The sequence below is a fragment of the Thermoplasmatales archaeon genome (assembly GCA_014361195.1).
Taxonomy (GTDB): Archaea; Thermoplasmatota; E2; order UBA202; family JdFR-43; genus JACIWB01.
Genome location: JACIWA010000001.1, coordinates 199,593 through 212,071 on the forward strand (window position 1 = coordinate 199,593; position 12,479 = coordinate 212,071).

At 35.1% G+C, this 12,479-nt stretch carries 17 protein-coding genes; 3 read left to right on the forward strand and 14 right to left on the reverse strand.

The genetic code is table 11. From position 1 onward, the window contains the following. Positions 1–84 precede the first annotated feature (84 nt). The 9 genes from H5T44_00950 to H5T44_00990 form a co-directional block, all read right to left on the reverse strand. The gene (locus H5T44_00950; protein ID MBC7080813.1) at positions 85–267 is read right to left on the reverse strand and encodes a type II toxin-antitoxin system YoeB family toxin; all 183 of its coding nucleotides are present in this window, start codon (positions 265–267) and stop codon (positions 85–87) included. Positions 268–305: 38 nt separating this feature from the next. Then, the gene (locus H5T44_00955) at positions 306–503 is read right to left on the reverse strand and encodes a hypothetical protein (protein MBC7080814.1); all 198 of its coding nucleotides are present in this window, start codon (positions 501–503) and stop codon (positions 306–308) included. Between the two features lie 95 nt (positions 504–598). Further along, positions 599–1,018, reverse strand: a complete 420-nt coding sequence (locus H5T44_00960; protein ID MBC7080815.1) for a hypothetical protein — start codon at positions 1,016–1,018, stop codon at positions 599–601. A 1-nt stretch (position 1,019) separates the two neighbouring features. Next, the gene (locus H5T44_00965) at positions 1,020–1,247 is read right to left on the reverse strand and encodes a hypothetical protein (GenBank protein MBC7080816.1); all 228 of its coding nucleotides are present in this window, start codon (positions 1,245–1,247) and stop codon (positions 1,020–1,022) included. A gap of 99 nt (positions 1,248–1,346) precedes the next feature. Further along, the gene (locus H5T44_00970; GenBank protein MBC7080817.1) at positions 1,347–1,583 is read right to left on the reverse strand and encodes a hypothetical protein; all 237 of its coding nucleotides are present in this window, start codon (positions 1,581–1,583) and stop codon (positions 1,347–1,349) included. A 3-nt stretch (positions 1,584–1,586) separates the two neighbouring features. Continuing rightward, positions 1,587–1,775, reverse strand: coding sequence for a hypothetical protein (locus H5T44_00975; GenBank protein MBC7080818.1), 189 nt, complete (start codon positions 1,773–1,775; stop codon positions 1,587–1,589). Continuing rightward, positions 1,772–2,005, reverse strand: coding sequence for a hypothetical protein (locus tag H5T44_00980; protein MBC7080819.1), 234 nt, complete (start codon positions 2,003–2,005; stop codon positions 1,772–1,774). The genes H5T44_00975 and H5T44_00980 overlap by 4 nt, the downstream gene beginning before the upstream one ends. 199 nt (positions 2,006–2,204) lie before the next feature. Next, on the reverse strand, positions 2,205–2,582 hold the full coding sequence (locus H5T44_00985) for a PIN domain-containing protein (GenBank protein MBC7080820.1): 378 nt from the start codon (positions 2,580–2,582) through the stop codon (positions 2,205–2,207). Next, complete coding sequence (locus H5T44_00990) at positions 2,582–2,788, reverse strand: XRE family transcriptional regulator (GenBank protein ID MBC7080821.1); 207 nt, start codon at positions 2,786–2,788, stop codon at positions 2,582–2,584. Before H5T44_00990 ends, H5T44_00985 begins: the two co-directional genes overlap by 1 nt. A gap of 300 nt (positions 2,789–3,088) precedes the next feature. Between H5T44_00990 and H5T44_00995 the strand changes: the two genes are divergently transcribed. Together H5T44_00995 and H5T44_01000 are read left to right on the forward strand one after the other, a co-directional pair. Then, positions 3,089–3,289, forward strand: a complete 201-nt coding sequence (locus H5T44_00995) for a cold shock domain-containing protein (GenBank protein MBC7080822.1) — start codon at positions 3,089–3,091, stop codon at positions 3,287–3,289. Continuing rightward, positions 3,289–3,729 carry a dCTP deaminase gene (locus tag H5T44_01000; protein ID MBC7080823.1) on the forward strand — a complete coding sequence of 147 codons (441 nt, stop codon included), beginning with the start codon at positions 3,289–3,291 and terminating at the stop codon, positions 3,727–3,729. Before H5T44_00995 ends, H5T44_01000 begins: the two co-directional genes overlap by 1 nt. Positions 3,730–3,731: 2 nt before the next feature. On the opposite strand, the gene H5T44_01005 is transcribed toward H5T44_01000, so the two are convergent. From H5T44_01005 to H5T44_01025, 5 genes are all read right to left on the reverse strand, one after another. Beyond that, positions 3,732–5,129, reverse strand: coding sequence for an aminoacyl-histidine dipeptidase (locus tag H5T44_01005; GenBank protein MBC7080824.1), 1,398 nt, complete (start codon positions 5,127–5,129; stop codon positions 3,732–3,734). Positions 5,130–5,149: 20 nt separating this feature from the next. Further along, complete coding sequence (locus H5T44_01010) at positions 5,150–6,196, reverse strand: transglutaminase domain-containing protein (protein MBC7080825.1); 1,047 nt, start codon at positions 6,194–6,196, stop codon at positions 5,150–5,152. Between the two features lie 44 nt (positions 6,197–6,240). Continuing rightward, positions 6,241–7,869 carry an exo-alpha-sialidase gene (locus H5T44_01015; protein ID MBC7080826.1) on the reverse strand — a complete coding sequence of 543 codons (1,629 nt, stop codon included), beginning with the start codon at positions 7,867–7,869 and terminating at the stop codon, positions 6,241–6,243. Between the two features lie 93 nt (positions 7,870–7,962). Next, positions 7,963–9,630 (reverse strand): hypothetical protein, encoded by a 1,668-nt coding sequence (locus tag H5T44_01020; GenBank protein ID MBC7080827.1) that lies wholly within the window; start codon positions 9,628–9,630, stop codon positions 7,963–7,965. Between the two features lie 250 nt (positions 9,631–9,880). Continuing rightward, the gene (locus H5T44_01025) at positions 9,881–11,521 is read right to left on the reverse strand and encodes a urocanate hydratase (GenBank protein MBC7080828.1); all 1,641 of its coding nucleotides are present in this window, start codon (positions 11,519–11,521) and stop codon (positions 9,881–9,883) included. A gap of 40 nt (positions 11,522–11,561) precedes the next feature. Here H5T44_01025 and H5T44_01030 point away from each other — a divergent pair, with 40 nt between their 5' ends. Beyond that, positions 11,562–12,476: a TIGR00269 family protein gene (locus H5T44_01030; protein MBC7080829.1), complete on the forward strand. Its 915-nt coding sequence runs from the start codon at positions 11,562–11,564 to the stop codon at positions 12,474–12,476. The last annotated feature ends 3 nt before the right edge of the window (positions 12,477–12,479 follow it).

Sequence of the window (12,479 nt, forward strand, 5' to 3'; positions counted from 1 at the left end):
GTCTTCTATATAAAATCTCCGAAAAAAACCTTTTTCCAGCCTCCTCTTTCCTTTTTTGCCCCCACCCATCTTTCCTTGTTTTATCTATTTTTGTAGATTTTCTTTCTCCTCCTCTTTTATTTGATAGATTATCCTGTACTTTCCGATTCTTTTTCTCCAAAAACCTTTGAGAGGATGGGTTAAAGGAATACCTGAATATGGATCTTGCAAAATTTCTTTCATAATCTTCTTTACTCTATTTCTTGTTTTTTCATCCAATCTTTTCACAGATTTTATAAAAATTTTAGATAAAACCACTTTATAACTCATAGAATTTCATCAATTTCATTTATACTTGCTTTAACAAATTCCCCTTTTTCTATTTCCTCCATTCCCTTTTTTATTCTTTTCATTGATTCTTCATCTAAAACTTCTTCGAGAGTCTCTATTATACTAAGGTTCATTTTTTGGACTTCATATAGCTTTTGAATCAAATCCACTGGGACTCTAACTGTTTTTTCCATGAATCGAAAATTGAAGGACATATTTAAAATTGTGCTTTCTATTCCTGTGCCCGCTTTCCTTTTTTCTTAATTTGATTTTTTAATTGAAAAAATGTTTATTCATAAAGTATCTTCTTCAATTCTTCTGTTGAGAAAATTTTTACTTTATTTTGCTTTTTAAATACTTTTTCATCACTCCATATTCCAGCATTTAAGGACAATGCCAAAGCAAAATATGGAATATCTTTATTATGAGGAGCAATTTCTTTTGCCTTCTCTCTATATTCAACAAATTCTTTAAATGGAATTATAGTAATTTGCTGTCTCATAAATTCAAAAATTTGCCCGAGTTCTTCTTTTGAAAGCTTGCTTCTTTTTGCTATTTCTCCTACATGTTTTCCGATTTCGTAAAATAAATATTCTGGTGCGATAAAATCAAATTTTCTCAAGATATAATTTAGTAAGAAAATATCAAAAGCTTTTCCTTTACTTAGTAAAGCAGAAAATATTCTATTTGCATCTACAACTATCAGCATTTTATCTATAATTTACAAATTTCCTATAAACAGATTCATTAATCTTCTCACTCAATTCTTTAACATCTTTTTCATTTAATTGGCTTTTGGAAACCAATTTTTTAAGAGATAGTAACTTCTCCAACTCAGATTTAATCAATCTATTTATTGCTATTGAAATCGATGTCTCTGAAATATTTTTTATCTCCTCTTCTATTTCCTTTGGAATCTCAATTTTTATCTCAACCATTATAAGTAATCTCAATATGTATTTAAATAATTACGCTTTTCTGCCCTCCTGCTTCCTCTTCCTTTTTTTCTTAATTTGATTTTTTAATCGAAAAAATGTTTATTCATATAGTATCTTCTTCAATTCTTCTGTTGAGAAAATTTTTACTTTATTTTGCTTTTTAAATACTTTTTCATCACTCCATATTCCAGCATTTAAGGACAATGCCAAAGCAAAATATGGAATATCTTTATTATGAGGAGCAATTTCTTTTGCTTTATTCAACCACATCTCATAGTCTGTTTTTGAAATTGTCTCAACTTTCCTTTGTAAAAGAGATACAAGGAATAGAAAAATTGTTTAATCTATTTTCGAAAATTCCATTATTTTTTCTTTTTCCTTAAATAATTCTTCAAAAACATAATCTGGAGAAATAAGTTTATAGCCAAGATAGGGTAATCTTTCTATTAATTCTCTTCTTAAGCTATCTTTCTTAAAAAACGAGAAGAGAATGCTTGCATCTACTATCAAAATTTTGGGAAATTTCATTTAATTCCATGTCTTTCTGCGATTCTTTCCTTTATTTTATCGGATAGCTTCATTATTTGTTCATCATTTAATTCACTATTCTCCAACAATTGATCAGCTATCTTAAATAGCAGTCTCTCGCTTATTTTATCTTTCAAGGCTTCATATACAATCCTATTTACTTCCTTTTCTCCCAATTTTTTTATTTCTTCCTCCAGCTCTTTCGGAATTTCAATTCTTATTTCAGCCATTATAAGTAATCTCAATATGTATTTAAATAATTACGCTTTTCTGCTCTCCTGCTCCCGCCTTCCTCTTCTTTTTTCTTAATTTGGTTTGTATGCGTTTTTCCTCAGCAAAATAGAATAGATGACTATTTTATCACTTTCTATTTCAAACAAAATTCTGAATTTACCCATCCTGCCTAAACTACCTTAATGTTATTTTAATCTATAAAAATATTATCTCCACATCTTTTATTTTCTCAAAATCACTATCCATTGTCACAATTTTTAGTTTATTTGATTTAGCCAATAAATAATGATATGAATCATCAAAATCAAGATTCATCTCTTCCACTATTTTTGGTAAATTCTTATACAGATCTATATCAAGTGCTAATAAATCTATATTTGGTAGGATATCTTCGATAAACTTACCAAAATAGTCGAGTTTACCCAATTTGAATAGAATAACACCGATTGAATGCAAAGAAAAATCGGATATCTTCAATTTTCCGATATTTTCTCGCAGAAATCTTTTACATTTTTCTTTTTTCTCCTGCTGGAGCATTATTTCCAAAAATATGTTTGTATCTATTAAAAACACTATCTCCACTCCATTGATTTATGCTGTAATTCTACCGATGCATATTTATTTTTAATATCCTTTAGCCCTCCCTCCCAACTGAAGCTGAAACTTTTCCTAATTTTTTTCTCATTTTCGATTTTCTTCTTTATTTCTTTCCACATTTCTATCGGAATTATTACCTTCTTCTTTTTTCCTTTCTCATCGTAAATATATTCTATCTTCATATTTTATGAATATTTTCAGATTATTATATTTTACTTCTTCCCGCACTTGCCCATTTTCAGCGACTTCCAAATTCTTTAACTACTTCCCCGTGAGATAAATAATTCCCATCCTTCTTTCTCTTTTCATATTCTTCTATTTCCTTTAACTTCTTAGCAAATTTTTTGTGAATAACAACCTCAAAAATTTAATTCACAAAATTTCTATCCATGCCAATTGTAGTAATTCCTTCCTTACCCTGCTTTTAAGCTGGAAGAATACAAATATTTTTATATAACAAGCAGATATAGAGAGGTGAAAATATGGAAGGAGTAGTAAAAAAATGGATAAATAAAAAGGGATATGGGTTTATAGGAGTAGATGGGCAGGAAGATGTATTTGTGCATCATTCTGATGTAAAGAAGGAAGGATTTGTTGTGCTGAGAGAAGGACAAAAGGTAAAGTTTGATTTGGTAAATACAAATAAGGGAAAAAGAGCAAAGAATGTTGAATTAATTGAATGATCCTTTCTGATAGGGATATAAAAGAGCATATTTTAAAAGGAGAGCTTGAAATCAATCCATTTGAAGAGAAAAATTTAACTCCAAATGGATATGATTTAACTATAGATGAGATTTTTATAAATGGAAAAAAGGAAAAGAAAGCAATAATAAAGCCATTAACTTGGTTTGCAATATCAACAAAAGAATATATAAAATTGAAAAATCTGAGTGCGCAGCTATGGATAAGATCAACATATGCAAGAAAAGGAATTTTTGCATCTTTTGGAAAAGTAGATGCGGGATTTGAAGGATGCCTAACTATAAGCTGTTTCAATGCATATCAGGAAATTGAATTAGGCGAGGGAGATAAATTCTGCCAGATTGTCTTTGAAAAAATTTCATCAAAGCCAGAAAAATATTATAACGGGAAATATAAAGGGCAGAGAGAAATAAAGATTTAATTTTAGCCAATTTTATGTATTTTTTCTATCAGATGCAGGACATATTTCCAGAATTTTTCAACACTGCTTATTTGAACAAATTCATCAGGGCTGTGAGGATGCTCTATCTGTGGTCCAATCGATATTATTTCATTTATTCCTGTTATTTTCCCTATTATACCTGTTTCAAGCCCCGCATGAATCGCTTTTTTCTCTGGCTCTTTTCCATACAGCTCATAAAATGCCTCGCTTGCCATCTTCAAAAGCTTTGATTCAAGATTTGGCTTCCATCCAGGATATTTGCTTCCTTCTTCCACTTTTGCTCCCGCAAGCTGGGCGATGCATCTTATGCTTTGCATAACTCCATCAAGGGCAGAATCAATTGAGCTCCTAGAGCTAATAACTATTTTAAGCTCCTCTTCCATTCTTACTGTTGCAAGATTTGTTGATGTTTCAACAAGCCCCTTTACATCCTGACTCATTGAAATTATTCCATGGGGAAGGGCAAGAAGTAAATTCAAAATTTTCCTGCTTGCTCTTTTATCCAAAACTCTGCTCATCTCGCATTTCTCAACAACTATTTCAATGCTCTTTTCCTGTGGATACTCTCCAGTAAAAATATTTTTCATTTCCTCAGCCTTCTTTTTAATTTCCTCTATGCTTTTTTCTGTGATTATTTCTGCAAATGCCTCTCTTGGAATTGCATTGTGCTTATCCCCTCCTTCAATCTTTCCTATCCTTCCATCAAGCTCATATAATATTCTTGCAAGAAGTTTTATTGAATTTGCTCTTCCCTTATCTATTTCAATTCCAGAATGCCCTCCTTTTAGCCCTTTAACCACTATTCTTACTCCTTCCCCTCTTTTATTTAAATATCTAACTTTCATTGATATTGTTGAATTTCCTCCTCCCGCACAACCTATATAAATAACTCCAAAGTCCTCGCTATCAAGATTTATTAAATATTTTCCTTTTATAAATCCCTTTTCAAGAGCAAATGCTCCAGTTAGTCCGCTTTCTTCATCAACAGTAAAAAGAAATTCAATTGGCAAATTTTTTTCCATCAATGCAAGAGATATTGCAATTCCAATTCCATTATCAGCTCCAAGAGTTGTTCCTCTTGCCCTTACATAATCTCCATCTATATATGGCTTTATTCCATCTTTTAAAAAATCATGCACAACATCCTTATTTTTCTCGCAAACCATATCCATATGGCATTGAAATGTTATCTTTGCCTCTCCTTTCCTTGCAACAACATTTCCAACCCTATCCCTGCTAACCTCATAACCATAATTCCTTGCAACTTCCATTATATAATTTGCAATCCTCTCCTCATTTTTGGAGCAACGAGGAATTTTACATATCTCCTCAAAATATTTCCATACTTCTTTTGGCTCAATATTTTCAAGCATAAGGATAATCAAAAATTAATATAAATCTATTTCCCGAGCACATCGATAGCATGCAACTCACTCGTAATCATGTAAAAATCATAAACATTTCCCTTTTCCCCTGCAACAGCAGAGCCAACCGGCAAGCAACCAAGATAAAAATAGGAAAGAGGGTCCGCAACAAGCCAGTAGCCAAATTCATCTTCAAAAATTGCATAGGTAAGATTTGCAGAATAGTATGCATCAATGCATTCGAGCAAGCTCAGATTTTTTCCTATATAAATTGAGGAAAAAGCATGATTGTCAGTTAAATAAATTCTTGCATTTCCTCCAATTGCAGAAATAAGAGCTGAGATAAGCATTGCAAATTCCTCACAATCCCCTCCATTAAAAATTGCATAGCTTGGCTTATTCCACTCATCCTTCTCTTCTTTTTTATATTCAACATTTTCATATACCCAGTCAAAAATTGCACATATCTTTGCAATATTATATGAAGAACCATATTTTGATGTTATTTCATTTGCCTTTGATTTAATAATTGGATCAAAAGGATTTACAAGCTCATTTATTTTATCAAAATATCTAAAATAGTTTTTATAAAATTTGTGCTCTTTCTTGCTTTCAAAACCTTTCACTTCAATATATTTTTCTTCCTTCAAATATTTTAAACCATGGTCATACCATTTCCTTCCCTTCCCCGCCATGAAATATACTCCTAACTTATAGCTATGATTTCCTTCCTCAGGGCAAAGAAATGAAAAAATAAATGATTTGTTTTCTCCCCTCAAAATTTCCTTCCCATGCTCATATTTACTTATTTGCTCTCTCCCATTGATCTTTATTGCAAAACCATAAACAAAAATATCGCTTTCCCCTGTATTATTGATGTATATCTTAAAAGCGCATCTGCTCAAGGAATAGGCAGGAGATATTTTCCAAGTAACTTCATAACTTGCGGAATATGCCAAAAAAGAACTTTGAGGGGGCTTCTCCTCAAAACTCACAAAATATGGAAGGGGCGGAAGCAAATCCTCCTCTTTAAACCCCTCTCTCTCAAATGCAAATAAACAACCACATAACATAAAAGCCAAAATAATCGCAAAAAACCTCATATAAAAATAAAAAGGGGAAGAGATCAGCTCACGCCCAGCACAAATGGGCCGAGCACAAAGCCACTTGCTGTTCTTACTGCTCCTCCTGCATTTACCTTAATTGTTGTCTTTCCAAATCCAAGGACTAATCCACTGCTTATTGTTGTGCTTGCTCCTGGTGCAAGTGTTGGTATTGTTCCTTCCGCATGCTTTCCTAATATTATAAGCCCTCCTTCTAAGTCAATGCTCCATGCAACATTGTTTGCTGGAATTGTTCCAACATTGCTGACTGTTGCCTTAACTCCAAATCCACCAGATACGGCATCGATGTTTATTATAGCTGCTGGAATTGGAGAGAAATAGATGTCTTTGTTGCCATTTCTGTTATCTACCCAGACAATTCCTCTCTTACATATATCAACACAGTTTTCTTCTGCAACAACGCTTCCATCAACATCATTGACTTTTTCTGGCTCTGACCAAGTTGCTCCCCCGTCTTCCGATTTCACTAAGTAGAGGTTTCCTTCTTTTACATATGCAACATATGCGGTTCCACCTATAAAGCGAGCCACTGGATATAACTCATCTACAATAGGTGTTCCCGCAACAATGCTTGTTTCCCATGTTGCCCCATCATCTTTGCTATATGCACATTTTATATTCCAATCTCCATATATATTGTCATTGTTCATGTAGACAATTATAACATTGTTGCCTGATTTAGAAATTGATGGATATCTGCCAAAATCAATGTATTTCTGATACGGAGTATATTCTATGTCTGTTGATTCAGTATCTCCTTCAACTGGTATAATTTTCTTCCAAACAATCTGGTAATTTTTAAGAGATTCATTATAATAGTCCCACGCATAATGGACATTCATGTTTTCTCCCGCCATACTTGGATTATCAGCTGGAGCGGTTAATAGACGAGTTTGAGCATCAAATGTTCCTTCTCCGCTAGTAGGCTCTCCATTCTCAAAACCAGTTATCATCTGTTCCGGGCAGGCTGGAATATCATATGTGCCATATATGAAATGGTAAATGTACATAGCAGCGGGTCCATGAATATCGTAATATTGCCCTTCCAAATAGGTAGTATCTGCAACACATGCATCAATCGGGTCAGGTGTTTCCCTTGTCCAGTAGTAAATACTAATTGAGCCTATGTCTGTTATGTCAGGTATTGTATAAAACCCCATATGGAGATTTGTTTCGTCAAAATAGATGCCAAACAATCCTTTGTATACCTTGCAATCCTGCCATGAGATATCAGAATAGGTGCGTATTTCCCCTATATTTGTTGCATATCCAGTCCAGGTAGAGCCGTCAGAGGAATAAGCCCAACCTATTTCGCAGTTCATAAGAGCTCTTTCTTGAGTCCATGTTACAACTATATGCCCCGCATCATCTGTTGTAACCGCTGGCATGTAGTCATCATACTCAGAGCCTTCACTTACTAAAAAATTTCCACTGCTCAAAGTTGTGCCTTTACTTGTTGTTCCAAGTTTTATGATTTCAACTTTCTCCTCCTTGACATCCTTTGGTATAAAAGATATTTTTTCCGAAATGCTCTTTTCCTTCGTTGTTGCACTGAGCGATGGTATAAAAGAGTTAGCTATCAGTACTGCCATCACTATTCCCGCCAATATCATTATTTTCTTTCCTTTCATTTTTCAGCCTCCAAATAATAATACAAAAGTATTTTAAATAATTATCGGGTTGATTTTAAAATAGCAAGGTAATAAAATAAAAAGGGGAAGAGATCAGCTCACGCCCAGCACAAACGGGCCGAGCACAAAGCCACTTGCTGTCTTTCCTGTTCCTCCTGCATTTACCTTAATTGTTGTCTTTCCAAATCCAAGGACTAATCCACTGCTTATTGTTGTGCTTTCTCCTGGTGCAAGTGTTGGTATTGTTCCTTCCGCATGCTTTCCTAATATTATAAGCCCTCCTTCTAAGTCAATGCTCCATGCAACATTGTTTGCTGGAATTGTTCCAACATTGCTGACTGTTGCTTTAACTCCAAATCCACCAGATACGGCATCGATGTTTATTATAGCTGCTGGTGTTGGAGAGAAGTAAATATCTTTCTTTCCATTTCTTGTATCTGTCCATACTATTCCAAGGTCATTTATATCAACTGTTCCTGGCTCCATTGCAACTGTTCCATCAACATCATTTATTTTCTTTTCTTCTCCAAATGTTGCTCCTCCGTCTTCTGATTCAACAAGATATAGATTTCCATCTCTTACATATGCAATTGATATTTTATTTCCACTTACCCAAACCGCTGGATATTTCTCATCCATCAATGGCTTTCCAATGGTTGTAAATTGCCACTGATATGGCTCATATTCTGGTGTTGTTGGATTTGTAATTGCACATATAATATTCCAGTCTCCATATATATTCTCATTGTTCATATAAACTACCACAATTTTGTCACCCGCAGCAACATCAGGGTCTGTTCCCTTCGCAATTATACCCTGCCATGGCCATACTTCTACATCCGCATATTTATCCATTCCACCAGGTCCTCCTCCCTGAGTTGTAAGCAATGGATTAACGGATGCAACGGTGGATTTGTATATTATTTCATATTCCTTTGTATCCTCATTGTAATGCTCTATAACAAAGCATACTTTTGTTGTTCCTGTTGCCATTTCTGGTTTATATGCGGGTGCAGTCTTTGTTACTGATTGAGCATCGTAGTAGAAACCAGCAACCCATCCTGAATGCAAATCACCCGGTTGATAAATTTCATCTGTTGCCTTGTCGTGATAGGAATAAAGCAATTCAAGTGTTTTTGTTATTCCTCCGCTATCCGCAGTGCATAAATAGAGGAACCATTCCGCAACAACTCCCGCTGCACAATGCTCATATCCAGCTGCTCCTACCCCAGATACTCCCCACCATACTGCGGATGTTGCGGTTGCAATATCTCCAGGTATCCATGCATGCTCCATATTATACATTTCTGCCATCGGGTCAATCATTGCAAGGAAAAATTCATCCGCTGTTGGAGAATATTTTATGTCGGGGCTTTGTAGCAACCCAGAGCCAGATGGGAATTCAACAGAATTGAATAGAAAAGCTGCATTCCATGTATTTCCCATATCAGCAGAATATGCAACCTGTATTCCCTGTTCCATTGCACTTATTTCCTTTTCGTATGCAACTACAAGTGTTGAACCCTTTCTTGTTATCTTTGGGTGCATGTCATCTCCATCTGGGTTGTCTGAAGATATGAGAATGTTTCCTGTGCTTACTGTTGGTAATGGTTTATGTATTGCTTTTATTTCCTTATATATTGTTTTTGTTTCCGAAATGCTCTTTTCCTTCGTTGTTGCACTGAGCGGTGGTATAAAAGAGTTAGCTATCAGTACTGCCATCACTATTCCCGCCAATATCATTATTTTCTTTCCTTTCATTTTTCAGCCTCCAAATAATAATACAAAAGTATTTTAAATAATTATCGGTTGGTAAATGAGATTAAAAATAAAAGTTATTCCAAATGCAAGAAAAAATGAGGTTTTGCAGGAAGGAGAAATTTTAAAAATTAAAGTTATAGCTCCCGCAAATGAGGAAGTCAAACAGAGAAGTTATTGAATCACCTGCAAATTCAAAAACAAATAAGGATAATAAAAGGGGAAAAATTGAGAGAAAATAGTTTAAATTGATTTATAGCATTGGCATTTTTATTCCAAACTTTTTTGCCATTTCTATTGCTTTTTCATAGCCAGCGTCCGCATGCCTTACGACTCCTAGGCCAGGGTCAGTTTTGAAAACTCTTTTTATCCTTTCATCACTCTCCCTGCTCCCATCACATATCACAATCATTCCCGCATGAGTGGATAGGCCAATTCCTACACCCCCTCCATTATGTATTGCAACGCTATCCGCCCCCGCACAGCAGTTGAGCAATGCATTAAGCAATGGCCAGTCCGCAATTGCATCGCTTCCATCCTTCATTTTTTCTGTTTCCCTATTAGGAGATGCAACGCTACCCGCATCAAGATGGTCGCGAGAAATTCCAATTGGACCAATTACTTCTTCCCTTACAAGCCTATTGATTTCGAGAGCAAACTTATCTCTTTCACCATATCCAAGCCAGCATACTCTTGCGGGCAGGCCTTCCCATGGGAGATTTTCCTCCGCTTTCCTAATCCAATTTTTTAATATTTCATTTTCTGGAAAAATTTTCATCACAAGCTCATCAGTTATCAGTATATCATTTTCATTGCCAGTTAAAGAAATCCATCTGAATGGCCCTCTCCCCTCACAAAACATCGGACGAATATACTCAACAACAAATCCAGGATAGCTAAAGGCATCTTTTAAACCCGCTTCATATGCCTGCCCTCTGAGATTATTTCCATAATCAAAAACAATCGAACCATTTTTCTTGAAGTCAAGCATTGCCTTGCAGTGCTCCGCCATTGATTTCATGGAAAGCTCTATGTATTTCTTCGGATTTTCCCTTCTCAATTCAAATGCCTCTTCTAAATTACCCCCGTAATATCCTTTTGGAACATATCCATTCAAAGCATCATGTGCAGAAGTTTGATCAGTAACAACATCAGGCTTTATTCCCCGCCTAACAAGCTCAGGATGAACATCAGCACAATTGCCGAGTAATGCAACAGAAACAGCTTCTTTATCTTCCCTAGCACTCTTTACAATTTCAATCGCCTCATCAATATCATCTGTCTTAACATCGCAGTATCCCGCCTTTATTCTCCTTTCAATCCTCTTCTCATCGCACTCCACAACAAGAGCAACCCCTCCATTCATTTTTATTGCAAGAGGTTGCGCTCCCCCCATCCCGCCGAGCCCTCCAGTGAGGACAACCTTACCATTGAGAGAGCCATTGAAATGCTTTTTTGCACATGCTGAAAATGTTTCATATGTTCCTTGAATTATTCCCTGTGTGCCTATGTAGCACCAGGAGCCAGCGGTCATTTGCCCGTACATTATCAGCCCGAGTTGCTCAAGCTCATAGAATTTTTCCCAGTTGCTCCATTTTGGCACAATATTTGAATTTGCTATAAGGACGAGTGGGCTTTCTTTCCTTGTTTCAAAAATTGCTACTGGCTTACCTGATTGAATAAGCAATGTCTCATCTTCTTCAATTTCTTTTAAACTCTCAACAATTTTATGATAGCATTCCCAGTTCCTCGCTACTTTTCCAGAGCCACCATAAACAATTAGCTTATCTGGAATTTCAGCATTTTCAAGATTATTTTCAAGCATCCTCAGCAATCCTTCCTGCCTCCATCCCTTGCATCTCAAAATTTTTCCTCTTTTAGCTTTTATCTGCATAAAAATAAAAAAGAAATTATATAAAAGCTTATTTACCTTCGTGAAATGCACAAAATGCAAAAATAAAGCAATAACATTCATAAGATATAATGGCACATATCTATGTGAAGGGCATTTCATTGAATTTTTTGAAAGGAGGGTTAAAAAGGAAATAAGGAAGCAGGGTCTGCCAGAAGGAAGAATTGCGGTTGCTCTATCTGGAGGAAAGGATAGCAGTGTTGCATGCTATATTCTTTGGAAAATAATAGGGAAGCACAGGAAAAGGGAATTGCATGCAATAAGTGTTGATGAAGGAATAAAAGGATATAGAGATAAAACATTAAAAATTGCAAAAAAATTATGCAATGAATTAAGCATACCTCATCACATCATCTCTTTTAAAGAAGAAATTGGATTTGATTTGGATGAAATAAGCAGAAGGAGAAATGAATTGGGGGAATGCACATATTGCGGTGTTTTCAGGAGATATTGCCTTAACAAAAAAGCAATTGAAATAGATGCAAAAGCAATTGCAACTGGCCATAATTTAGATGATATATCTCAAACAATACTGATGAATTTTGTAAGAAATGATTTGGAAAGAATGGCAAGGATGGCTCCTCATAAAAAAGTCCAGCCTGGATATGTTCCAAGGATCATTCCTCTCATAGAAATTCCTGAAAAAGAAATAGCTTTATATGCATTTTTGAATGGAATTGAAATAAGCGAACACGAATGCCCCTACGCAATAAGAGCAATGCGAGCTAGATATCGCAACATAATAATGCAACTCGAGACAAATCACCCTGGCACAAGGCACAGCATATTGAAAAGCTACTATGAAATTGAGCCATTCCTTTCAGAAAAATATAAGCCAGCAAAACTTAAAAAATGCAAGATATGCTCAATTCCCTCCTCACAGGAAATTTGCATGGTGTGCCAGCTAAAAGAGAAATTATTAAAAATTAAAAACTAAATA

Excerpts from the sequence above, each read along its gene's own strand:
- H5T44_00955 (MBC7080814.1), bottom strand. The coding sequence starts at position 503 with ATGGAAAAAACAGTTAGAGTCCCAGTGGATTTGATTCAAAAGCTATAT.
- H5T44_00960 (MBC7080815.1), bottom strand. The coding sequence starts at position 1,018 with ATGCTGATAGTTGTAGATGCAAATAGAATATTTTCTGCTTTACTAAGT.
- H5T44_00965 (MBC7080816.1), bottom strand. The coding sequence starts at position 1,247 with ATGGTTGAGATAAAAATTGAGATTCCAAAGGAAATAGAAGAGGAGATA.
- H5T44_00975 (MBC7080818.1), bottom strand. The coding sequence starts at position 1,775 with ATGAAATTTCCCAAAATTTTGATAGTAGATGCAAGCATTCTCTTCTCG.
- H5T44_00980 (MBC7080819.1), bottom strand. The coding sequence starts at position 2,005 with ATGGCTGAAATAAGAATTGAAATTCCGAAAGAGCTGGAGGAAGAAATA.
- H5T44_00990 (MBC7080821.1), bottom strand. The coding sequence starts at position 2,788 with ATGAAGATAGAATATATTTACGATGAGAAAGGAAAAAAGAAGAAGGTA.
- H5T44_00995 (MBC7080822.1), top strand. The coding sequence starts at position 3,089 with ATGGAAGGAGTAGTAAAAAAATGGATAAATAAAAAGGGATATGGGTTT.
- H5T44_01015 (MBC7080826.1), bottom strand. The coding sequence starts at position 7,869 with ATGAAAGGAAAGAAAATAATGATATTGGCGGGAATAGTGATGGCAGTA.
- H5T44_01020 (MBC7080827.1), bottom strand. The coding sequence starts at position 9,630 with ATGAAAGGAAAGAAAATAATGATATTGGCGGGAATAGTGATGGCAGTA.
- H5T44_01025 (MBC7080828.1), bottom strand. The coding sequence starts at position 11,521 with ATGCAGATAAAAGCTAAAAGAGGAAAAATTTTGAGATGCAAGGGATGG.